This is a genomic window from Sphingobacterium allocomposti (assembly GCF_008124885.1).
GTDB lineage: Bacteria > Bacteroidota > Bacteroidia > Sphingobacteriales > Sphingobacteriaceae > Sphingobacterium > Sphingobacterium allocomposti.
On sequence record NZ_VNHX01000026.1, the window covers coordinates 32,050 to 55,776 of the forward strand.

Annotated in this window: 20 protein-coding genes; 11 read left to right on the top strand and 9 right to left on the bottom strand. The window is 46.1% G+C overall.

Annotated elements, in window-relative coordinates; genetic code table 11:
* The first annotated feature begins 11 nt into the window (after nt 1-11).
* Nucleotides 12-572: an elongation factor P gene (efp, locus tag BC792_RS15750; protein WP_148909976.1), complete on the top strand. Its 561-nt coding sequence runs from the start codon at nt 12-14 to the stop codon at nt 570-572.
* 239 nt (nt 573-811) lie between these two features.
* Nucleotides 812-1,381: a 5-formyltetrahydrofolate cyclo-ligase gene (locus BC792_RS15755; protein WP_148909977.1), complete on the top strand. Its 570-nt coding sequence runs from the start codon at nt 812-814 to the stop codon at nt 1,379-1,381.
* 215 nt (nt 1,382-1,596) lie between these two features.
* Here BC792_RS15755 and BC792_RS15760 read toward each other — a convergent pair whose 3' ends face one another.
* Complete coding sequence (locus BC792_RS15760) at nt 1,597-2,892, bottom strand: HAD-IB family phosphatase (protein WP_148909978.1); 1,296 nt, start codon at nt 2,890-2,892, stop codon at nt 1,597-1,599.
* Nucleotides 2,893-2,915: 23 nt separating this feature from the next.
* Nucleotides 2,916-3,884, bottom strand: a complete 969-nt coding sequence (locus BC792_RS15765; protein ID WP_148909979.1) for an SDR family NAD(P)-dependent oxidoreductase — start codon at nt 3,882-3,884, stop codon at nt 2,916-2,918.
* A 112-nt stretch (nt 3,885-3,996) separates the two neighbouring features.
* On the opposite strand from BC792_RS15765, the gene BC792_RS15770 reads away from it, so the two are divergent.
* Together BC792_RS15770 and BC792_RS15775 are read left to right on the top strand one after the other, a co-directional pair.
* On the top strand, nt 3,997-5,184 hold the full coding sequence (locus tag BC792_RS15770; protein ID WP_148909980.1) for a formimidoylglutamase: 1,188 nt from the start codon (nt 3,997-3,999) through the stop codon (nt 5,182-5,184).
* Between the two features lie 299 nt (nt 5,185-5,483).
* Nucleotides 5,484-6,803, top strand: coding sequence for a DNA recombination protein RmuC (locus BC792_RS15775; RefSeq protein WP_148909981.1), 1,320 nt, complete (start codon nt 5,484-5,486; stop codon nt 6,801-6,803).
* A 57-nt stretch (nt 6,804-6,860) separates the two neighbouring features.
* Here BC792_RS15775 and ggt read toward each other — a convergent pair whose 3' ends face one another.
* A complete protein-coding gene (ggt, locus tag BC792_RS15780) occupies nt 6,861-8,558 on the bottom strand; it encodes a gamma-glutamyltransferase (RefSeq protein WP_148909982.1) in 1,698 nt (565 codons plus the stop codon).
* A 494-nt stretch (nt 8,559-9,052) separates the two neighbouring features.
* Here ggt and BC792_RS15785 point away from each other — a divergent pair, with 494 nt between their 5' ends.
* Nucleotides 9,053-9,814: an endonuclease/exonuclease/phosphatase family protein gene (locus tag BC792_RS15785; RefSeq protein ID WP_148909983.1), complete on the top strand. Its 762-nt coding sequence runs from the start codon at nt 9,053-9,055 to the stop codon at nt 9,812-9,814.
* 29 nt (nt 9,815-9,843) lie between these two features.
* Here the strand turns inward: BC792_RS15785 and BC792_RS15790 are convergent, their stop codons facing one another.
* The 3 genes from BC792_RS15790 to BC792_RS15805 all read right to left on the bottom strand — a co-directional run bounded on the left by BC792_RS15790 (nt 9,844) and on the right by BC792_RS15805 (nt 13,967).
* Complete coding sequence (locus tag BC792_RS15790) at nt 9,844-10,170, bottom strand: nucleotide pyrophosphohydrolase (protein ID WP_148909984.1); 327 nt, start codon at nt 10,168-10,170, stop codon at nt 9,844-9,846.
* Nucleotides 10,171-10,205: 35 nt separating this feature from the next.
* Nucleotides 10,206-10,664: a D-aminoacyl-tRNA deacylase gene (gene dtd / locus BC792_RS15795; protein WP_148909985.1), complete on the bottom strand. Its 459-nt coding sequence runs from the start codon at nt 10,662-10,664 to the stop codon at nt 10,206-10,208.
* Between the two features lie 921 nt (nt 10,665-11,585).
* Complete coding sequence (locus BC792_RS15805; RefSeq protein ID WP_148909986.1) at nt 11,586-13,967, bottom strand: TonB-dependent receptor; 2,382 nt, start codon at nt 13,965-13,967, stop codon at nt 11,586-11,588.
* Nucleotides 13,968-14,351: 384 nt separating this feature from the next.
* Between BC792_RS15805 and BC792_RS15810 the strand changes: the two genes are divergently transcribed.
* The 3 genes from BC792_RS15810 to BC792_RS15820 all read left to right on the top strand — a co-directional run bounded on the left by BC792_RS15810 (nt 14,352) and on the right by BC792_RS15820 (nt 17,461).
* Entirely contained in the window at nt 14,352-15,521 is a 1,170-nt protein-coding gene (locus BC792_RS15810) for an amidohydrolase family protein (RefSeq protein ID WP_148909987.1), read from the top strand.
* Between the two features lie 153 nt (nt 15,522-15,674).
* On the top strand, nt 15,675-15,953 hold the full coding sequence (locus BC792_RS15815; RefSeq protein WP_148909988.1) for an acylphosphatase: 279 nt from the start codon (nt 15,675-15,677) through the stop codon (nt 15,951-15,953).
* A 5-nt stretch (nt 15,954-15,958) separates the two neighbouring features.
* Nucleotides 15,959-17,461 (top strand): lipopolysaccharide biosynthesis protein, encoded by a 1,503-nt coding sequence (locus tag BC792_RS15820; protein WP_148909989.1) that lies wholly within the window; start codon nt 15,959-15,961, stop codon nt 17,459-17,461.
* A gap of 30 nt (nt 17,462-17,491) precedes the next feature.
* Here the strand turns inward: BC792_RS15820 and dusB are convergent, their stop codons facing one another.
* Together dusB and BC792_RS15830 are read right to left on the bottom strand one after the other, a co-directional pair.
* Nucleotides 17,492-18,487 carry a tRNA dihydrouridine synthase DusB gene (gene dusB, locus BC792_RS15825; protein ID WP_148909990.1) on the bottom strand — a complete coding sequence of 332 codons (996 nt, stop codon included), beginning with the start codon at nt 18,485-18,487 and terminating at the stop codon, nt 17,492-17,494.
* A gap of 423 nt (nt 18,488-18,910) precedes the next feature.
* Nucleotides 18,911-19,477 (bottom strand): DNA-3-methyladenine glycosylase I, encoded by a 567-nt coding sequence (locus BC792_RS15830; RefSeq protein ID WP_148909991.1) that lies wholly within the window; start codon nt 19,475-19,477, stop codon nt 18,911-18,913.
* Between the two features lie 201 nt (nt 19,478-19,678).
* Here BC792_RS15830 and BC792_RS15835 point away from each other — a divergent pair, with 201 nt between their 5' ends.
* From BC792_RS15835 to BC792_RS15845, 3 genes are all read left to right on the top strand, one after another.
* Nucleotides 19,679-20,575, top strand: coding sequence for a DUF4271 domain-containing protein (locus BC792_RS15835; RefSeq protein ID WP_246155145.1), 897 nt, complete (start codon nt 19,679-19,681; stop codon nt 20,573-20,575).
* 11 nt (nt 20,576-20,586) lie between these two features.
* On the top strand, nt 20,587-21,354 hold the full coding sequence (locus BC792_RS15840; RefSeq protein WP_148909993.1) for a uroporphyrinogen-III synthase: 768 nt from the start codon (nt 20,587-20,589) through the stop codon (nt 21,352-21,354).
* Nucleotides 21,355-21,738: 384 nt separating this feature from the next.
* Nucleotides 21,739-22,605 carry a cupin-like domain-containing protein gene (locus tag BC792_RS15845; RefSeq protein WP_148909994.1) on the top strand — a complete coding sequence of 289 codons (867 nt, stop codon included), beginning with the start codon at nt 21,739-21,741 and terminating at the stop codon, nt 22,603-22,605.
* Nucleotides 22,606-22,851: 246 nt separating this feature from the next.
* Here BC792_RS15845 and trpC read toward each other — a convergent pair whose 3' ends face one another.
* On the bottom strand, nt 22,852-23,637 hold the full coding sequence (gene trpC / locus BC792_RS15850; RefSeq protein ID WP_148909995.1) for an indole-3-glycerol phosphate synthase TrpC: 786 nt from the start codon (nt 23,635-23,637) through the stop codon (nt 22,852-22,854).
* Between the last annotated feature and the right edge of the window lie 90 nt (nt 23,638-23,727).

The window sequence follows — 23,727 nt, forward strand, 5'->3', positions numbered from 1 at the left end:
AAAAGATTGTTATGTCAAAAGCATCTGAAGTAAAAGCAGGAAATATACTTCGTTTTAATGGGGAGCTTGTTTCTGTAGAGGAATACATACATCGTACACCGGGTAACCTGCGGGCATTTTACCAGGCACGTATGCGTAACGTGCGTACGGGGAAATTGGTTGAATATCGTTTTCGCACGGACGAGGAAGTTGAGATTGCCCGTGTGGAAACCAATGATTACCAATACTTGTACGACGATGGCGAGTTTTTTGTAGTGATGGACAACAATACTTACGAGCAGTTTAATATTCCGAAAGTGTTGTTTGGCGATACCGCTCGCTTTTTAAAGGAGGGTATGAATGTCATTATCGCATTCGAAAGTGAAGAGCCTATCATGGCGCAGGCACCGACGACGGTGGAACTTGAAATAACATATACCGAACCAGCGGTAAAAGGAGACACATCTACAAATGCATTGAAAAATGCAACGGTTGAGACCGGTGTCGAGATCAGGGTTCCGCTCTTTATCAATCAGGGCGATAAGGTTAAGGTTGATACACGGACGGGCGATTACATCGAACGTGTTAAATAACAATATTAGGTTTAGGTTGATTATTCGGTCTTGTTAGCTGCTCAGCGCAAGGCCGTTTTTTTTACCCGCAGTTGCGTTAGGAAGTAAACTGAAAGGGAGTGATCCAACACAGGCATGAATCGGCTCTGTCCAAAAGGCTAACGACGGCGTCAGCCTTTTGGACAGCCGCGTTGATATGGATGGAAGAGGCATTTCCTTGCAGTTCATGAGCTAATGTCAACCCTAGCTTCGGAGATGCAATGACAAAAGGCGAATTAAGAGCTTACTACAGGGATGTCCGTATGTCGATGACGGCGGCCGACATTTCATTGTTCAATGTGCGTATTCTCTCCCACCTTTTAAGGATGGATTGGAGAGGGGTTGAATACGTACACTGCTTTCTGCCGATAGTCCGGCACAAGGAGCCGGATATGTGGGCTTTTATGGAGACGCTGCAGGAACAATATCCGGATATCAAGATTGTTGTGAGCCGCTCGAGCTCTGCCGACTTCTCTATGGCTAATTTTCTTTTCTCTAAAGACCTGCTGCTGTGTGAAAACAAATGGGGCATACTTGAACCCATAGATGGCGAGCGCGTTGATGAATCATTGCTGGACGTCGTTTTAGTACCCTTGCTGGTCGCAGACCAGAGAGGAAATAGGGTAGGGTATGGCAAGGGATTCTATGACCGCTTTCTGGTACGCTGCCGGCCCGACTGCATAAAGGTTGGTGTCACCTATTTTGATCCTGTTGATAAGATCGACGATGTTGACGCGTGGGATATTCCGTTAAATCAGCTGATAACGCCCTCATCGGTCTATCGGTTTTAACTTACGATAAAATAGGAGTCTGAGACTCCCGTTTATGGGCTGATCCGTAGAGACCGCTTCGCTAACTGTACGGACAGTGTGGGCTTCGACGGGCCTGTACTGAGCCTGCCGAAGTGCTCAGCCTGACATTGTCCCATTTCAGGTCGATCGATCTATCGGTTTTAAGTGCGTAAAGAGATGGGTATATCTCCCATCTCAGGTCGGATATCACTTGTCTATTTATATAAAATCCTGAACTTAATCGTATTGTCGATCTGCTTTAATTGTTTAAGAACGTTCTTATCGTAGGCCGTGTGGATATCGGTTACGGCGTATCCGATATCTCCTTTTGTCATCAAAAACTGAGAGATAATATTGATCTCGTTTTCGGCGTAAACGTTGTTGATCTGTGCCATGACGCCCGGTACGTTCCGGTGGATGTGAAGAAGGCGATGAGCTTTCGTGAGGCGTGGAAGTATGAGGTTCGGGAAGTTTCTACTCATGTAGGTGTCGCCGTTGTTGATGAAATCTGCCATTCTCCGTGGAATAAATTCCGCATTTCGTTTTTTGTTCTTTTTGTCGTCGAAGACAACAATACCCTTTTCCGTGCAGATTTTTTTACTGATATGTGCCTTGGCATCGCCCAGGTAGCCAATAGTTTTGAGCTTGTCTGCCTGCGCTAATTGTTCTTCGTCTATGGATATTCCATCGGCGAGTAGAAGGAGTCCTACATCTTTAGTATACTTTTCTTCAAAAGCAGCCTTAACACGGACAGAGAATCCATCGCGCTTTAAAATGTGGACAGCAATTTCGGGCACATCTCCAACAATTAAACAGAGGATTCTGTTTTTGGGGTAAGATATTGCGCGGGGAAGATCGTTAACATACAAGAACTCGTCGAAGCTAGGGGTAATATGATCCGCCTTTTCGGTGACACTTTTTCTGGATATGTTTTCGGTGAAGGCAAAGAACTTTTCGATGAGTCCTGATTCTTTCAGCTGAAAGTCGGAATAGCCGTCGCCAATGCCATAGATACGGCCGTCGAGTTTAAGTTCTTTTAATAGCTTTACTTTGCCGCCTTCGTCCGACAGCGGGTTGTTTTCATCGTAACCTATGATATTGCCTTCTTCGTCAAATTTGAACGTGTTGGCGTATATATTTTCCTTTTTGATGTGATAAGGTGTGACGACCGGTGTGATAAACTCCTTAAATCCCCCTGATACAATCCATGCCGTATCTTCATTCTTCTTGAAGAACTCCTTGTTACGTTCAAAAGAGCGGGACACTTTCTTTTTAAGGTGAGCTACCAGTTTATTGAGATGGGTTTTATTGGCGTTGAGTAACTTGACCCGCCCCGACAGGCTCTCGCGGAACGAGATTTTGCCTTCCATTGCGAGATTTGTAAAATCTTCAATTTGTTTATAGATTTTGTCTTTGTCCGGGTGGTTTTCCAAAGAAATGCGGGCGAGTTCATCCAGCGCTTCGACTTGTGTAAATGTGCTATCGAAATCAATGATGTAATAGTTCTTCACGATGGTTTAGTTTGATGTTATGATTACGGTTTAAATTGTAGACTCATTTCTTTCAAAGTTACATCAACGGGTTTAAAGATGTATCCTGTGGTGTCGGTGATCTTTTTGTTGGAATAAGCCAGCTTCGAGGCTGCAGCTTGAGCTGTTTCCCTGGTCAGTGTGGGGCGGGTACCTTTAATGAAGGCTACAAGCTTCGCTATCCTCCATGCTGCGCCCAACATAAAAGGTTTAGCCTCTATACGTGGAGCGGGTTTTTCCAGCAGTATGGCGACGCGTTCCAACAGGCTTTTGTTGCTTAAGTTTTCGCTATTTAGCACGAAACGTTCTCCGGTTATCTCCGTATTGTTCATCAGCATGATCATCACGCGGGCCACATCTTCGACATCCACGACACCGATGGTTCCGGGGGGATATATTTTTAATCCCTTCTGCACCAGTTCAAAGATGACACCCGAGCCCTTCCTGCCTGTGCCAACTCCCATAATAACCGAAGGATTTACGATGACGGCATCCAGACCTTCTACAATTCCGCGCCACACTTCCATTTCGCTTTCGTATTTGGAGAGGGCGTATTTTGAGTTGTCGGCGCCGTCGTCCCATTGATTCTTTTCAGAGATTAGCTCGTTGGCTTTTCTTTCACCCAGCGCCGCAATGGAGCTGACGTGCACCAGCCGGGCCCCGTGCTCCAGGCAGAGGTTCACAATATGCTTTGTGCCTTCGACGTTGGTGTGTAACATCGACGCCCAATCTTCTTTCTGATAGGAGATCTTTGCCGCACAGTGGTATACCTTAGTGACGCCTTCAAACAAATCGGCGAGCGAAAAATAGTCTGTTATATCGGCATCCACCCATTGGACCAGCGAGGACGAACGAAGAATCTCCGGAATTGCCGACTGTTCTCTTTTTGTGGCTATTACGGCTGCTCCGCCGTCAACCAAAAACTTGATCAATGTAGACCCTAAGAACCCTGTTCCGCCTGTTACTAATATCACTTGCTAACTATTTGTTGAAAACTTACTCTTTCCAAAAATAGCTTAATAAATGCATATTTGCGAAATACTCAGTACATTGTTTCTGTTTTTTGTATTCATAATCTCTAGTTCTATGTCTTTAGCTGATTTTTTTACTCCTCTATCTACGCGTACGTTCTGTTCAGGATCTGATTTCTACAATACCCAGTTTGGTAAGGTTATCGATGCGTATGAAACGTCTTTTCCAGATATGGAGGATCCGACCCGGAAGCCGCAGATCGCACTGATTGGCGTTGAAGAAGAACGCGGGGCCGTGAATAATGCGGGGACAAGGAAAGCGCCGGATGCTATCCGAAGGTATCTGTACAACTTATACCACGGGGATTATCAGGTGCGGATAGCGGATCTGGGGAACATTCAGGCCGGCGCGAGCGTAAGAGATACCTATGTTGCATTGCGTACCGTGATAGAAGAACTGGTCAAGCAGGACATCCTGCCTATTGTCATCGGTGGTGGGCAAGATTTAACTTACGCGCAATACACAGCATACGAGGGGCTGGAGCAGCGTGTGGAAGTTGCTGTAATCGATGCTAGGTTTGATCTGGATCAGGACAATGCTGAGGACACCGAATTGAACTCTCAGACTTATCTGAATCACATCATTTTGCATCAACCAGACTACTTATTTAACTTGAGTAATCTGGCGTATCAGACTTATCTCGTGAGCAAGGAATCTATCAATATGTATGACAAGTTGTTTTTCAGTGCCATGCGTATAGGTATGATGGCTGGTAAGCTGGATCAGGCGGAGCCACTGATTCGGGCAGCAGATATGGTTAGTTTTGACATTGGTGCTATACGAGCTTCGGAAGCTCCGGGAAACGCGAATGCCAATCCCAACGGGCTTTATGGTGATGAAGCCTGTCAGTTGGCGCGCTATGCGGGGATGTCAGACAAATGTACGTCAATAGGGTTCTACGAGTACAATCCGACCTTCGATCCAATGGGACATACGGCGAGCTTAGCTGCGCAGATGATCTGGTGCTTCGTAGATGGATACTATAATCGAAAGAACGACGCTCCCCTTGTGCCGAAGTCGGCCTATATTATATATAGAACAACTTTGGAGAATGACGACTACGAGTTGGTATTTGTGAAAAGTAAAAAGTCTGACCGCTGGTGGATGCAGGTGCCTTATTTTGGATCGAAATCTGTAAACGAACGGTATTACTGGGTTCCGTGCAGATATGAAGATTATCAGCAAGCTGTCAGCGGTGATATGCCCGACCTGTGGTGGAAGACCCATCAGAAGCTACAATAATTATAACTGAACCGTTCGGAATGCGCGGGCCGACGTTTTTTTGTTCTCCGTTGCCGCAGAGCTATAAAACAACAAGCTGCTAAATATAAAATCAGATGCCGGTTAAAACGACCGGCAAAGATTCACAGCAGGCACAAAATGGGGAATGAGTCATACGGGGCATGACTGCGCTATGGCTGGAGTGTGAAAGGAGCACTCTCCTTCCCAGTTTATGAGCTAACGCAGATTCTGGATTAAGCCGGCCTTTAAGCCGCAGTGCCGGGGAGGGCGTTCTCCCGGGCGTATGAAGTTTGTAACATATGGAAATATTGTTTATTATCGTTATCGCGGTATTGCTGGTGGTTATCATTGTGCTGGTGCGCAACAACGCGCGGGGCGTAAGCCGCGCCGTGCTTGATGAGGTAACGGCGGAAAGAAATGCTGCTCAGCTGGACCTCGCCCGTTCGCTTGAGCGCGAGCGCCTGCTTGCCGAAGCAAAAGATGACTTGAGTAGGTCCTTGGAAAAAGAGAGGAGCGAACGTGGCGCCCTAGAGCGGACGTTAGAAAGTACCAATGCTTTTCTGCAGGCGCAACAGGAAAAATTTCAGGTGCAACAGGAAGAGATCGTGCAGATGAGAGAACAGTTTCATCTGGAATTTCAGCACATAGCCAACCGGATCCTCGATGAGAAGACCGAGAAGTTTACGGCTGTTAACCAACGTCAAATGGACCAAATCCTGACACCACTCCAGGAAAAAATTAAGACTTTCGAGGAAAAGGTTGAACGCACGTACCAGCAGGAGGCTGCCGAGAGAAATGTGCTCAAAGGGGTTGTGGAGCAGCTTATGCAACAAAGTGCTCTAATAAAAAATGAGGCCAACAACCTGACAAGAGCTTTAAAGGGGGACACTAAGAAGCAAGGCAACTGGGGCGAGATTATTCTGGAGCGCGTGTTAGAGCGCTCAGGGCTGGTTAAAGATCAGGAATACCGCTTACAGTCGGTTTTCCGGGAAGACGACTTGCGAAAGATCCCTGACGCTATTATTTTGCTGCCGGAAAATAAACACCTTGTCGTCGATGCCAAGGTCTCTCTAACCGCGTATGAGCGGTGGGTAAACGAAGAAGATAGGGAGCAGCAGTTGCCGCTACTCCGGCAGCATGTGCAATCCATAGAAGGTCACGTCCGCGAACTGTCGTCAAAGAACTACCAAGACCTTTATGGTATTCACTCTCCGGATTTCGTCCTACTGTTTATTCCGATTGAATCGGCGCTAAGTGTGGCTGTGAAGGAGAAACCGGACTTATTTGCCGACGCGTGGGACAGGCGTGTCGTTATCGTTAGCCCATCCACCTTGTTGGCCACCTTGCGTACCATTGCCAGCATATGGGTTCAGGAGCGACAGAACAGAAATGTCCTGGAGATCGCTAAGGAAGCAGGAGCCCTCTATGACAAGTTTGTGGGCTTTCTAACAGATATGCAACAGATCGACATCTACCTGAAGCGTGCGGCAGAAAAACACGAGGATGCTATGAAGAAGCTATCGACCGGCGCGGGGAACGTCACGCGGAAGATAGAAAATCTAAAAGCACTCGGGGCCAAGGCAAATAAACAGATTGACAGCCGCTTTCTGGAAGAATAAGCCTGTTTAGCAGTACTAGCCGGCGTTACGGGGCTGAAAATCGGCTGCTACCGCTTATTAGTAGCCTGCGGCGAAGTCGTCTCCGCGTGGATCCGCACCTGTTTGGAGCTTCCCGTTAGGAAGTACGACGATATTCTCCATGCGTCCTATTGCGCCTCGCAGGTGAAGTTTGTACCCGTCATCCTCAAGGCTGCTTCGGATGGGAAGAGCAATGGCTGCTTTCTCGATATCGATCCGATCAGGCTGCCACTGGTGATGAAACCGCGGCGCGCTTACGGATTGTTGGGCGTCCATCCCAAACTCTATGACATTGAGGATGCCCTGGAACACGGATGTAATAATTGTGGAACCTCCCGGTGTACCGATTACCATTTTTAGCTTGCCGTCTTCTTCGACAATAGTCGGCGTCATGGCGCTTAGCATACGTTTGCCGGGTTCTATGGCGTTCGCTTTACCGCCTATTAGTCCGTATAGGTTCGGCGATCCGGGCTTGGCCGAGAAGTCATCCATTTCGTTGTTGAGCAGAAATCCGGCGCCGCCGACCCACACGCAGGAGCCATAGGATCCGTTAATTGTCGTGGTCAACGATACGGCATTTCCTTCTTTATCGACAATACTGAAGTGTGTCGTCTCTTCCGACTCGTATCCAGGGAAGGATGCTGCTTTTACGTCGGCGCTTGGAGTTGCGCGGGAAAAACTCACCTTCGACATGCGCTCCTGGTTATGTCTTTTATCCGTTAGATGTTCGACCGGAACGCGGTAAAAGTCGGGGTCGCCCAGATGGGTGGCCCGATCTGCATATACCCGTCGCTCAGCCTCTACCATCGCTCTTATGGTGCTGTCGGCCTGGAACCCCCACTGTGACAGCGGATAGGGTTCTACGGATTGTAATAGCGCAAGTAAGGCAACACCGCCGCTTGACGGAGGGGCCATGGAAATGATCTTAAACTGTTTGTACTGTCCGACAATAGGATCTCGCCAGACGGCTTCATAATCAGCGAGGTCGGCGTGTGATATAATTCCGTTACCCCGTTCCATCTCGGCGACGATCAAGTCGGCCGTTTCGCCTTTATAAAAGCCGTCCCGTCCATTGGAGGCGATCCGCTTCAGTGTTTTTGCCAGTTCGGGCTGGACGAAAACATCTCCGTTCTTCCAGGGAATGTCGCGTATGATGGCTGCGCCATCCTTATTTAGCTCCCGAAAGCGGCTTTGGTACGTATTAAATTCTTTCGCCTGTCGCTCCGTAATAGGGAATCCATTCCCGGCAAGGCTGATGGCTGGCGCGAGAAGGTCCTCCCAGGGCAAAGAGCCATATTTTTTATGGGCTTCCTCCATTCCCGCTACCGTGCCCGGTACGCCGGCGGCTAGCTGCCCATACAGGCTTAGGTCTGTGATAGGGTTGCCCTGATCATCGAGGTACATATCGCGGAACGCCTTGCGCGGCGCCTTTTCCCTGAAATCTAAAGAGGCTATCTGGCCGTCATGGCTACGGTATACCATAAATCCTCCCCCGCCGATATTTCCGGCGTTGGGATAGACCACAGCAAGTGCAAATTGTACCGCTATGGCCGCGTCGACAGCATTCCCTCCTTTTTTTAGGATAGCAACACCTACTTCGGAAGCGATGGGATGGGCCGTAATTACCGCTGCATTTTCAAACTCCTTACTCGTGGAGGCCGTCTGCTTACCAATAGGTTGAATGGCGCAGGACGTTGCTATCAATAGGATGCAAAAAAATTGGGATAGTAGCTTCATACAGTAAACATAGGTATTTTGCGTTTTTATGCCAAACTTAAATGAAAAATTCGTTTTTACGCGCAAAGTTATAGCGCGAGGATGGAAACATAGTATAGGTTCTGTCATTTAAAAGAGTCGTTTTTAATGATGAGAAAAAATCGGTTTTTCGTACGCTTCGGCCGGATGTAGGTTCTTCTTTTTGTCTATAACTTCCTGCTACACTTGGTGTTTTATGTTTTGGTGTTTTAAAATTCGCAGGTTTGCCAAAATATAACTTTCTATTGTGTAGAAGAGTTTGTATCTTGGAGGCCATATTATTTTCGGCTTTTTTGCAATATGAAACCTGCACAAATTGCCATATAGAAAATAATGAACAACCGAATGCAGTGAGCTCATGAATACCATTGAACCGCCGAAGATAGTATAGATACCTTCGGGATAGGCACGAAACGAATAAACACGACTGAATATTTATGCAAGCTTTATTGCCATTAAAAAAACAATTTATTCTGATGAGAAATCTGTTCGTCACCTTGTTGTTGCTTGTTTGTGCGGCTAGTTTGTCCGCTCAGCACCTGCGCATCCTGTCCTATAACATCCACCATGGAAATCCTCCCGCTACCCCCGGTAAAATAGATCTGGAAGCCATAGCAGCTGTTATTAAGTCTTCAAAGGCCGACTTGGTTGGTCTGCAGGAGGTGGATATCCGTGTATCGCGTTCTAATATGGTCGACCAGGCAAAGGAGCTCGCGGAGATGACAGGGATGTCTTACTTCTTTTCAAAGGGAATCGATCTAGAGAGAGGGGAATACGGGACGCTTATTCTTACCAAACATAAAATAGTAGGGAATAGGCGCTACGACCTGCCGATGGTTGTGCCGAGTGAGAACAGATCGTTGGCTATTATAGATGTCGAACTTCCGGGAGGAAAGATTGTTTCGTTTGCAAATACGCATTTAGATTTAAAGCAGGAGAATCGCCTGGCGCAGGCAAACTATATTACCGAGTTGGGCGACTGGTACGACCGGCCTCTTATTTTGGTGGGTGACCTGAATGCTCGGCCCGATAGCGAGTCGATCCGAGTACTGGAAGGGTATTTTCAGCGGAATACGACCTCAAACGGTCCGACCAGCCCCAATACAGAAGCAAAAAATGAAATAGATTACATTATGGTCGGAAAGCATACAAAGTTTTCATGGAAAACATATAAAACGCTTCCGGAGCTCTCCGCTTCCGACCATCTGCCTGTATTTGCCGAGATCGTTATTCACTAGCAGCTCACCGGCAGTTGGTGCCGGGTATTCTATTGCAGCTTTTTATTGTTTTTATGGCGCTCGGCGTCCCGGATAGATTTTTTCTCTAGATTTTTCTCCAGCGCTTCGGTCAGATCTACTCCAGTTTGGTTCGCGAGGCATATAAGTACAAAAAGTACGTCTGCCATCTCGTCTCCCAGGTTTACGTCTTCATCAGACTTTTTGAAAGATTGTTCTCCGTATTTCCTAGCCATAATCCTGGCTACCTCTCCGACCTCCTCCATGAGAATGGCGGTGTTTGTTAGTTCGTTGAAATAGCGGATGCCGGTTGTTTTTATCCATTCATCCACGAGTTGTTGTGCTTCTTTGATGTTCATATTTTTTTGTTAGTGTATCCCTATTTCTCGCTGCGTTAGTGGTTGTCTTTGTCTTTTGTATTCATTACGATGGTGACGGGTCCGTCGTTTTGTAAATCAATTTTCATGTCGGCACCAAATATTCCTAGCTGTACCTGCTTTTCGAGAAGGATGGATAGGTATTCAGCCATTTTATGGTATAAAGGTCTCGCGTGATCCGGTTTCGCCGCCCGTGTAAAAGACGGTCTGTTTCCTTTTTTTGTCTGGGCAAATAAGGTAAACTGTGAAATCAGCAGAATGTTACCGCCAATATCCTGTATAGACTTATTCATCAAGCCAGCTTCATCAGAGAAGATACGTAGGCTCACCAGCTTTTGGCCGAGCCATCGTAAGTCCGTATCGTCGTCGTCATGTTCTACACCCAGAAAGACAAGCAGGCCCTGATTAATTTCTCCCGTGCACACCCCGTCTACGGTACAGGCCGCACGGTTCACCCTTTGTATAACAGCTCTCATGCCGCAAAATAAAAGTTAAAAGTCGAAAAGTAAAATTAGGAGTTAGATATTAGAATTAAGATTTGAGATATGAGAAGCTTCACGACTTTACGGTTTTTAGCGTATAGTTGTTGGCTTATAGTTTATAGCCATCTGCTTCACGACTTTACAAATCAACGGCTTTTAGCCATCCGCCATTAGCTATCTGCCATCTGCCATCTGCCATTAGCTATCTGCCATCTGCCACCTGCTATCCGCCATCTGCCATCCGCCAATAGCTATTAGCTTCACATCACGACTTTACAAATCAACGACTTTACGGCTTTTTAGCTTATAGCTGTTGGCTTATAGCTTATAGCCATCTGCCATTAGCTATCCGCCATTTGCCATTTGCCAATAGCTATTAGCTTCACAGCACGACTTTACAAATCAACGACTTTACGGCTTTTTAGCTTATAGCCATCTGCCACCTGCTATCCGCCATTTGCCATTTGCCAATAGCTATTAGCTTCACATCACGACTTTACAAATCAACGACTTTACGGCTTTTTAGCTTATAGCCATCTGCCACCTGCTATCCGCCATTTGCCATTTGCCAATAGCTATTAGCTTCACAGCACGACTTTACAAATCAACGACTTTACGGCTTTTTAGCCATCCGCCATCTGCCATCTGCCATATGCCATCAGCTATCCGCCACCTGCTATCCGCCATCTGCCATCCGCCAATAGCTATTAGCTTCACATCACGACTTTACAAATCAACGACTTCACGGTTTTTAGCCATCCGCCATTTGCCAATAGCTATTAGCTTCACAGCACGACTTTACAAATCCCCGACTTTACGGCTTTTTAGCTTATAGCTGTTGGCTTATAGCTTATAGCCATCCGCCATCCGCCATCCGCCATCTGCCATCCGCCATTTGCCATATGCCATCTGCTTTTAGAACCGGATATTCAGCCCCAGGAGAAAATTAGTTTCTGCCTGGGGGTAGTAAGCATTTCCATAAAGGCGCGTACCATCGGTCGAAAGTCCTCCGTACGTATAGCCGTTGGCTTCGTATTTTTCATTAAAGATGTTGTTAATGGCTAAATTCGCGTCGATATGCTCTAGTCCCCAGGCAGCAAAATTATACCGTATACGGAGGTTGTTTACGAAAAACGGGTCTATACTGCGTTCTTTAGCCTGTGTATTATCCAGGTATTGTCTAGATACATATTTGCTTGCCAGGCTTATTTCTAACGGAGAAATAGGGGCATAAGAAAACTCGTTCGACAGTATAACTGACGGCGAGAAAGAAATGGTGGTCGACTTGTATGTCCTTTCCACCTGAGGAGCCCCTGTATCTCCCCAGTTGTCGTCCAGAACACTGAGATATTCGGTGTAATTTCGGATTCTATTTTCGCTGAGACCTGCTGTCGCTTTCCATTGCAATTGCTTCATCACCTGCCATCCCGCATCTAGTTCGAGTCCGATGCGGTAGCTATTCGGTACATTCTCGCGAATATTGGCGCCGACGTCGTTGATCTCTCCTGTCAGGACGAGCTGGTCTTTATAGAACATTCCGTAGGCGTTTGCTCCTACATTAAGATTTCTCCCCCGTAGGCGGTAGCCGATCTCCATGTTGTGCATCTTTTCTGGTTTTGGTCTCGCATCGGCAAGAGAAGATACGTAGTCGTCGCGCACCGGCTCTTTGTGGGCAAAAGCATACGACGCGTATACGTTGGCCGTAGGCGATAGTGTATACGTTGTACCGATCTTAGGATTGAAGAAATGATGTTTTATGTTTACATCGGCAAGTTGCTGGTTGTGATCATAGCCTTCGAACGTGTAATCGACAAACCGGTACTGTAGGTCGGCATAGAAGTGTGTTGATCCGAACCTGCCGTCCCATTTCCCATAAATATTGGCGTCGTTTTTCTCAGCATCATTAAAATAGTATTTATCACCGAGGCGGCTGGTTGAAGCGTACTGCGCCCATATCACTTCGCCATAGTGGTCGCCCCGATATTGATTGGCAGCTCCGCCGATGGTCAGGTTTTGGCTGGCACTAAATTTATGGTTGAAAGAGAAGACCGTTCCATAGAAGTGGTTGTCCAGCCATCGGCGTCGTACGAGGTCGGTGCTATTTATTACTGTTTCGCCAATCTGGATCGGCTCGAAATTATACGTACTGAAGGGATCGTCGGATCTATATTCTTCATAGTAGCCCTTTCCCCGGGTGTAGTGTAAAGCCAGATTCCATGTGGTTCTTTCCGATGCAAAATAGTTATAATGCAGGTGGTGGTGCGTTTGTACATAATTGTCTGTCTGGTTTTCGTAGGTAAAGCGGTTATATCTACGATTTGTTCCCAGCATTTCTTCCGGAACGCCGTCCCAGGCCTGATAGGTCTTTTCTTTCCCCGAGAAGATAGTGGCCTTGAGTTGATGCTTTTCGCCGTAGTACCCACCGTCGAAATAGAATGATTTTAGATCAGACGAAGCACGTTCAATGTAGCCATCGGAGCTGATCCGTGATAATCGGGCATTAAATGCATATTTATCTTTTAGCAGTCCCGAACCGACTTTAACCGTGTTCTTCCATGTATTGTACGATCCGAATGTGTTGTTCAGCTCGGCATAAGGAGTGGTCTCAAGGGCGTCGGTTTGTATATTAAGCGAAGCTCCAAAGGCCCCCGCGCCGTTTGTAGAGGTTCCTATTCCACGCTGAATCTGTATGCTCTGCACACTGGATGCGAAATCAGGAAGGTTGACAAAGAAAGATCCCATACTTTCGGCATCATTCAAAGGGATACCGTTTAAGGTTACGTTAATACGCTGGTTGTTTGATCCCCGTATGGTCATATTTGTATAGCCAATGCCCGCTCCTGCGTCGGAGCCGACCACGACGGAAGGCGTCTGATCCAGGAGAAAGGGTATGTCTTGCCCGAGGTTGAGGCGACTTAAATCCTCTTTCGAGAGGTTTTTAAATGTTGTGGCGGAGTTTTCAGCGGCCCGTGTTGCCATGACCATTACTTCGCCCGTCATCCTGTTGTCGGGCTGGAGCGTTGCTGTAATATCGGACCGTTGCTGTAGATCTACCTGCGCCACATACGGAGCAAAGCCCAAGTACCGTACGGTAAGCTCTGCCGTTTTCGCTTGCTGACCTGAAAAAATGGCAGTTCCGTGTTCATCCGTAGATTTGGTGGTTCCCTGTAGCTGGACGGTCGCCCCCTGCAGTGGTTTGCTTCTGTGGTCGAGTACATATACAGTTACGTCTTTTTGAGCAAAGGCGATCAAGCTGGAAAGCCATATTGTGGCGGTAATCAATGCTTGCTTTAACATAAAAAATAAAAATTAATACAGTTAAACCTACTATTGCAAGGGGTTACCAATAGTTATTTATTTAACCAACCTTTCCCTACGCCAGCATTATCTGGATCAGGTGTGTCCCTATCGGAATTGGGACCGGGTATAATCTCAGCCTTTGTTTGTGTCCGAAAACAAGGCACCCCTATGATGCCGCAAAAATAGAGATTAATTCCGTAAACACAAATTGTCTGTTTTATTTAAAATATTTAGAACGAATTTTTTAGTTGATGAAAGTTGTTTTTCATTGGATAAAAATTATAAATTAGCGGGCTTGTTTTTAAAGAGATTTTTTTACAGATGGGATCATGGCTCCATTTTTGATTTCTTCTAAGAACACGAAATTAGTTTAGTAGGGAAATGAAGTACGTTTCAGCGAGTATAGTTGTGCCGGTAAAGGGCAACTTCATAAAAAATGGTGTGGTCGCTATCGACGGATCCGGTACAGTGACGGGCGTTTTCGCGGAAGACGACCCGCTCGTGCGCGAGGTTGCAGTGGAATTTCACGATGGCGTATTAGTTCCCGGGTTCGTAAATGCCCATTGTCATATCGAGCTTTCACACATGTTGGGCAAGACCGATCGGGAAGTAGGACTGCCTAAATTTTTGTCGACTGTCATGAAGATGCGGGCGGCGGAGCCAGATGAAATCATTGCCGACATCAAGAGGGCCGACCGGTCGATGTACGAGAAAGGGATTCAGGCGGTAGGGGATCATGTAAACACCGAGCTATCTGCCGCCGTAAAGAAAGAAAGTCCTATCATCTATCATACGTTTGTCGAGCTGATGGCTATGGCGAAAGAAGATATACAGCCGAGAATAGACCGGGCCAGAGATATAGAGTTTTATTTTGAGCCGGATCGTGCGTCTATTACGCCGCATGCTCCATACTCCTGTTCGAAGGATTTCTTCAAAGTGTTTCGGAAGATGATTAGGGAAGATAATCTGTTAAGTATTCATAACCAAGAAAGTGAGGAGGAAAACAGGTTATTCCGTTATAAGGAAGGTGCGTTTCTGGACTTCTATGCCGAAATGGGTTTAGACGCCAGCGCTTTTAAAGCCCAGGCGAGGAACTCTGTGCAATCTTACTTGCCGCATCTTCCCCGGAACAATAAGCTTATTTTGGTGCACAACACGTTTACCTCCCTAAAGGATGTTGATTTTATTAACAGACAGGGGCGCGATGTCTTCTTTTGTGTCTGTCCTAAGGCAAACTTATACATAGAGGGTAAACTCCCTAAAATACTGAATTTCGTTCCCGACCAGGAAAGGATGGTCATCGGGACCGATAGCCTGGCATCCAACGATACGTTGGACATATTGGAGGAGATGAAGGTCTTGGCAGATCATTTTGATCACCTTGATTTTCTTCAGATTTTACAGTGGGCGACGATAAACGGGGCGGCAGCCCTCGGCCTGTCGGATATGTTGGGATCTATAGAAGTAGGTAAGCGCCCGGGCCTTGTCCTATTGGAGGGTATGCATAACCTCCGTCTGACGGACAATGTGACCTCACGCCGACTCGTTTAGCGATCAGCAAAAATACGGAATGGGCGAGAACCAGCAGCCCGCCAAGCCGAAAAGAAGAATTGGGGGGCATCAAGGGCGACTGCCCCGGTGGATGGCTTAGGAAAAAGATTTCGGGTGCTGGTGAATGCGGCGCATTTTAGCTAAGTTTGTTTTATGAAGCGTTTTAATATACATGTCACGGGTAAGGTGCAGGGCGTGTACTTCCGGGCCACCTGCAAGGCCGTCGCAGACCAGCTTGGTGTAAAAGGATTTGTTGTCAATGAGCCGGATGGCTCTGTATATATAGAGGCGGAGGGAGGCGCCTTTGCTTTAGAATCCTTACTTGAGTTTTGTCATGAAGGGCCGGACCGTGCCGAGGTGGAACATGTGACGTATGAGGAAGCGCCGCTCAGGGGTTTCCGTAATTTCGAGGTGTTAAAGAAAAGAAAGTAATCGCTGTGTCGGTCGTAAAGAAGTTCATAGGTGATACAGCAATTTACGGGCTATCCACTATTGTCTCTCGTCTCCTTAATTTTGTCCTAACCCCCGTGTTCGTCCGTAAATTTCCTGCGTCGGTGTACGGGATTTTTACGAACGTATATTCTTGGGCAGCTCTTGTCAATACATTCCTGGCGTTCGGCATGGAAACCACTTATTTCCGTTTCCTCCAGAAATTTGAGAAAGGAGAACGGAATCGGGTGTTTAACAGCACGTTTATTGTCACGCTTTGTACCTCTACCGTCTTTCTTACTCTGTTATTCACGTTTGCCGGACCTATCGCAGGCTGGTTTGGACAAAAGGGTATACAGTCTATATCCGACTATCAGACGTATGTGACCCTAATGGGCGTCACGCTAGCTGTCGATGCTTTGGCTGTTGTGCCATTTGCTAAGCTGCGTTCGGAAAACCGTCCTATCCGGTACGGCGCGCTTAAGCTCGTTAACATTATCGTCTTTGTGTGTGTCAGCCTTTTTTTTATTCTTTTTCTACCGTGGCTGCTGAAGCTTTACCCGCAGTATCAGTCTTATTTTCTCTGGTATAGGGAGAATTGGCTGGGATATGTCTTTCTGGCAAACCTGATCGCGAGTTCCGTTACGTTGATCATGTTGTTGCCGGAGTTTAAGGCCTTTCGGCTCAAGGTCGATTATGAGCTGCTGCGCTCGATGTTCAACTATAGCTTCCCAATCTTTGTGGCCAACCTATCCTTTATTATAAATGAGCACTTAGATAAGGTGCTGATGCCCAGTTTGCTGCCCGACGGTGTAGGAGAGCGTGATCTGGGGATTTATGGGGCGATAACAAAGATAGCCGTATTTCTTAGTATCTTCGTTCAGGCTTTCCGTCTGGGCGCTGAGCCTTTTTTCTTCTCCTATGCCAAAAATCAGCATGCAAAGAAGACCTATGCGCTTATCATGGAATATTTTGCCATTTTCATGATGTTGGTCATGATGGGACTGTCCATGAACATTGAGTGGCTTAAGTACTTTATAGAAGGTGGGAATGCCGCCGAAACAGCTAAGTACTGGTCGGGCCTCGATTATATACCGCTCATACTATTTAACTATGTCCTGCTGGGGATTTATATGAATCTCTCCATCTGGTATAAGCTGTCGGATCAAACCCGATATGGACTATATATATCGGGAATAGGGGCGATCATTACCTGTGTCTGCTGTTATATATTTATTCCGAGGTGGAGCTATATAGGAGCTATCATAGTGACGTCCATCACGTACTTGACCATGGTAAGTCTGTCCTACTACTGGGGGCAGAAAAACTATGCTATTCCTTATAGGCTGAGGAAGATTGCCGGACATATCCTATTAGGGTCGGCCCTTGTCGCTTCGAACTATATCTTATTTGACCGGAATGTCTGGACGGGGAACCTCATGTTACTCCTTTATATCGGCTACGTTGCCTTTTCCGAGAGAAAGTTTCTGCTGAACATCATCCGTTCCTGACGGTTCTCCCCAGAGATCCGGAGGAGCCGTTTAAACGGCCTCCTCTGCAAATCTGTGCTTTATTTCTTCGAGTACTTCGAGAATTTCCCGATAGTCCTGTAAGTTGACGAGCGATGTACGGTATTCTTTAAAATTCGGAATCCCTTTGAAGTAGTTGGCATAATGCCGGCGCATCTCAAATACTCCGGTTTTTTCGCCTTTCCACTCGATGGATTTGTTGAGATGCGTTTTACATACTTCTACCCGTTCGCCAATTGTTGGTCCTTCGAGGCGTTGGCCCGTCTCGAAAAAATGTTTGATCTCTCGAAAAATCCATGGATATCCGATCGACGCCCGTCCAATCATGATTCCGTCGACTTCAAACTCCTGGCGCCAGGCTGCCGCCTTCTCCACAGAGTCCACGTCTCCATTGCCAAAAATCGGAATATGTATGCGGGGGTTCCGCTTTACATCCCGGATCATGGTCCAGTCGGCTTGCCCTTTATACATCTGCGAACGGGTGCGACCGTGGATGGAGAGGGCTTTTATGCCGACGTCCTGTAGCCGTTCGGCCACTTCATAAACGTTTTTTGTGGTGTCGTCCCAGCCAAGACGGGTTTTTACGGTTACGGGCAGGTGTGTCGCTTCGACTACCGCCTTGGTCATAGCAACCATCTTATCAACGTCCTGCAGGAGACTGGCACCCGCACCTCTACAAGCGACATTCTTTACAGGACAGCCGTAGTTGATGTCTATCAGGTCCGGCTGTGCTAAGGTACAGATCTCGGCAGATCGGCGCATGCTTTCTATGTCCGAGCCAAAGATCTGGATCCCGATAGGCCTTTCATATTCGAAAATGTCCAACTTCTGCTTAGACTTCGCCGCATCGCGGATCAAGCCTTCTGAAGAGATAAACTCCGTGTACATCATGTCCACTCCGTTTTGCTTGCAGACGTAGCGGAACGGGGGATCACTAACATCTTCCATCGGAGCAAGAAGCAACGGAAATTCTCCTAAATCAATATGTTCACCAATCTTTACAGTCATCTCCAAAATTTTTACAAAGGTACGAAAAATCAAAATATTAGCTATTGGCATATGGCATATGGCAGATAGCATATGGCAGATGGCTAAAAGCCGTGAAGTCGTTGATTTGTAAAGTCGTGAAGCAGATAGCTAATGGCAGATGGCTAAAAGCCGTGAAGTCGCTGATTTGTAAAGTCGTGATGTGAAGCTAATGGCGGATGGCTAAAAACCGTGAAGTCGTTGATTTGTAAAGTCGTGATGTGAAGCTAATAGCTATTTGCAGATGGCAGATAGTTAAAAGCCGTAAAGCCGTTGGTTTGTAAAGTTCGAAGAAGTAAAAATTAAAAAGTAAAAATTAAAAAAAGCTGTAAAGGCGTGGAGTTGCTGATTCGTAAAGCTAATATCTAGTTTCTAACATCTCACTACTCATATCTCACTACTAAATTATTTGAATTGGCAGTCGTCGAGGTGGTCGTTTACCATTCCGACAGCCTGCATAAACGCGTAACAGATTGTAGTACCAAAAAATTTGACTCCTCTTTTCTTCAGATCTTTGGCGATCCGATCTGACGCGTCGCTACGTGTCGCGGCATGGCGCAGATCTTTCAAGGAGTTAACGACGGGTTTACCATCGGGCATGAAGGTGTAGAGATAGCTGTAGAAAGACCCGAACTCCCGTTGTATCTGCATGAATACCTGCGCATTCGTGATAGTGGCCTCTATCTTGCCGCGGTGCCGGATGATGTCCGGATTGGTTACCAGCTCTTCGACGTGCTGCGGCGTAAATGCAGCTACTTTTTTATAATCAAAGTTGGCAAAAGCACGGCGGTAGCCTTCGCGCCGTCTCAGGATGGTTATCCAACTCAGTCCGGCTTGTGCAGATTCGAGGACGAGAAATTCAAATAGTACCTGATCGTCCGTTACAGGTTTGCCCCACTCTTCATCATGGTATTTCACATACAGTTCGTCGGTTCCGCACCAGGGGCAGCGCGTAATTTGTTGGTTGTCCATGTTTCGTTTCTTAGCTTGCTGATTTGTTCATATTTAAATAGTCTGTGCTTTTTTTGCCATATGGCATGTCCGGGTTTCCCGCGGCGAGGTTGCTGGGTTCGGTCATTTTCACTTGTGTTTGTGCTTTGACAATCATGAACATTTCTTACTTTTACGCCAAAGTAAGGATTTTTTTAGATGTATCTGTTAAAACGGTTCCTTTTGAGTAGTCTGCTCTGTCTGCAAGTCGGCTTTGGAAATGCGCAGACCGATTCTGTGGACCATCCGGTGGATACATTGCAGACTGTGGCGGAAGCGGTAGATACGTTCAACTATGTCTTTCCGCCCGAGGAGCGGCCGAATCAACTCTTAGAACAGTTTTTGGCTGATATTCAGCTGCGGAGTATAGATCCCGTACAGATGCTCCTGTCAATGCGCGATGCCGCCCCCGAGCCGGACGGTCGGCAGGGATTAATCAAAAGTGAACGCCCCTCTTGGGTGTTGCTGGCTGTGTTTACCTTGTTTTTGGCGATAGCCGTAGTCCGCTTACTTTTTCCGGGGGATTTCACACGTATCGTGCAGGCCTACTTTGACGAGCGGACGCTGCAGCAGGTAAGTAAGGAGGATAACATGCTGACGTCATGGCCTTACATTTTCCTGTATCTCATTTTTAGCCTCGCGTTGGGATTGTTTATAGTACTGATAGAATCGTCGTTTACCCGTTCGGACATTTTGAATTGGAATAATTATGGAAGAACAGCACTCGTGGTAGCCGTTCTGTTTATTGTTAAGATACTTATCATTCGGTTTATTTCGTTTGTTTTTGAGATAGACCGGTTGGTCCGGGAGTATGTGACTGTGCTATATTTAGTTTATTTTAACAGTATGCTGCTGTTGATGCCCTTTCTTTTGGTTGTAACGTTTTTGCCGACGTATTACTTTAAATTTGTGTTAATTTTGTTTGCTGTAGTCGTTTGTAGCCTGTTCATTTATAGGTTTTTGCGAACCGCTTTCCGGCTTTTTGGAAATCTAAAGTTTTCAGTTTTTTATTTAATTCTGTATCTTTGCGCACTTGAAGTAGCGCCGATTTTGATATTGGTTAGAACATTGAGCAATTAAAAAAATTGAATATGCAAGTAGATGTAGCAAGAGCCAAGAAGGTAAAAAGCATTTTAGTTACCTTACCAAAACCTGAAAATGATAAGTCTCCTTATTTTACGTTGGCAGAGAAATATAACCTGAAGTTAGATTTTAGAGGTTTTATTCATGTGGAGGGTGTGTCTGCTAAGGAGGTGCGCAAGGAAAAAATTAACTTTTCGGATTTTTCAGCGGTTATTTTCACCAGCAAAAATGCGGTCGATCATTTTTTTCGTGTGTGTGAGGAAATGCGCTACGAAGTGTCTTCGGAAATGAAGTACTTCTGTATTTCCGAAACTATTGCTCTTTATCTACAAAAGTATATTCAGTATCGCAAGCGTAAGATTTTCTTCGGCAAGCAAACAGCGAAAGACCTCGAAGAGGTATTAAAGAAACATAGCAAGGAGAAGTTTTTGTTTCCGTGCTCCGATGTAGCAAATGAGGAGACGCAAAAGTGGTTGCAGGACAACGGATATGATTTTACACCGGCCGTTCTCTTTCGTACGGTAATCAGTGACATTAAAGACCTGGAGAACGTTTTTTACGATGTTATTGTGTTTTTTAGTCCGTCGAGCGTACAGTCGCTCTATGAAAACTTCCCCGATTTCAAGCAAAATAATACACGCATTGCGGCGTTTGGAACGAGTACACAGCAGGAATTGCTGAAGCATGGCCTGATTTTGGATATTCCGGCTCCTACACCTGAAGCACCAAGTATGACGATGGCCGTAGAACAGTATATCAAGCAGGTGAATAAATAGAAATTGATAGACAGCCATAAAAAAGCAGAGCAACCTCATTGCTCTGCTTTTTTTATGGCTGTTGGGGTCGGAAGCGCGGTTTTGCATCCGCTCACGTCTGATGCAGACTACACGTTAGGAATGAAAGCGAAAGGTCATGACCTACAACTGGCATGAAATAGGAGATGGGCACGCCGGGGTTCGTGAATGAGCTATCGATCGGATGTCAAGGAGCCTTGTAGTTTATGCGCTAATGAGGTTCTGGGTTTAACCCCTAATAATCGGGACGGGCCGCTAATTGTGACAAAATTCTTATTTAGAGTGTGTAAAAATTAAGATAGTGAACGGTGTATTTAATAGAGATATTTTTTTAAGTTTGTAAGTAGTTGTTAAGCGTTAAGACTTGTGAAACTAAAACCAGTAAATAGCATATCAGGAGTGTCTTCGAAAGAATTTGTTAGGGAATATCTTAACAAAGGGCAACCGGTTATTATAAAGGATTTTATCCGTCAGGACAGTCCTTGTTGGCAAAAATGGAGTTACGACTATTTTAAGGAAATAGCCGGGAATGAACAGATCGATGTGTATGGACGTGAAGAAGAGTCACAAAACCACGCTGCGAGCCCGCCGGTCGGTCGGATGAGCTTTGGCGAATATTTAGATAAGATCAGCTCAGAGCCTACCGAACTGCGCCTGTTTTTGTTTAACCTGTTGAAGATCCGGCCGGAGCTTAAGAAAGATGTTATCTACAACGACGTTACCGGAGGAAAGGTTTTGCAGTGGTTGCCATATATGTTCTTTGGCGGAGAGGGATCGGCGACCCGGAACCACTTTGATATCGACATGTCCCATGTATTTATCTCGCAATTTCAGGGGACAAAACGAATCTGGTTGTTTCCGAACAGCCAGTCTGATTTAATGTACAAGCTGCCCTATAACTTCCATAGCATCGCCAACCTGAAGATGAGTAATCCGGAGGAGTATCCGGGACTGAAATATCTTGATGGGTACGAGGCCGTTATCAACCCCGGTGACACCCTATATATGCCTGCAGGCTGGTGGCATTATATACAGTATGAGACCGAGGGATATTCCATCTCTGTCCGCGCATTGGCCAATTCAGTCAGTGAAAAGCTAAAGGGCGCCCGAAATCTGTTTATCACGAGACACTTCGACGACACCATGCGCAAGATCTTTAAGCATAAATGGCTGGATTACAAGATAGAGGTGGCTAAGAAGCGGGCTAATAGAGCCATACGTAAAAGAAGTTAGAAGTTAGATATAAGAAGTGAGATATAAGAAGTGAGATTTGAGTAGTGAGTATTTGAGACGCAAGATCTTGCGTCTCCACAGCTATATGCCATTAGCTATCAGCCATCTGCCATTTGGCAATAGCTATTAGCTTCACTTCACGACTTTACAAATCAACGACTTTACAGCTTACGGCTATCTGCCATTTGCCAATAGCTATTAACTTCACTTTACTACTTTACAAATCAACGACTTTACGGCTTATAGCTATTTCAGCTGGGCCGAAAATTCCTTAATCGCAGCCGCGGGATCCTCGGTTTTCATAAAGTTCTCTCCAATGAGGAAGCCATTGAAGCCGGCCTTTTTCAGTTGGTTGATCGTTTCTGGATCAGCTATCCCGCTTTCGGAGACCTTAATATAATGTTCAGGAATTTTTCCTACAAGATCATAAGAATGGTTGAGATCAACATTAAAATTCTTTAGGTTGCGGTTGTTTACGCCAATGGCATCAACGCTGCTGGACAAGTTTGACGCCAGCTCATTTTCGTTGTGTACTTCCAATAAAACGTTTAAACCAATATCTTTGGCATAGCAAGCGAGCTCCTCGACTTCGCCCGGAGATAGACATGCTGCGATTAGCAAGATGATGTCAGCTCCGTAGGCTTTTGCCTCCGCGATTTGATAAGTGTCAATAACAAACTCCTTGCGTAATAGCGGAAGTCTAAGAGCTTCTCTTGCGGCAGTCAGATCCGCCAGCGATCCTTTAAAGAACTCGGGATCCGTAAGTACCGAAACTGCTGAAGCGCCCGCTTCCTGATAGCCTTTCACGACGTCCTGGACAGCCGCACTGCCATTGATTAAACCTTTTGAAGGAGAAGCACGTTTGAATTCGGCGATGATACCGGTCCTCCCGGGGTGGAATATAGACTCTCTTAAAGAGTAGCACGTCCGGTTGAAAAGTGGATATTGTTTCAATTCTTCGGCCGAAACCCGCTTTTTAGCTTCTGCGACTTCTGCTTTTTTTTGTGCTATTATCTTATCTAATATAGTCATTGTTTGTTTTCTTACTTGTTTGAAGGTTAAATAGGGCTGATAGATTAATAAGGTTCAGAAGCCATATCGGCTCCCCAACTTTATTTACTT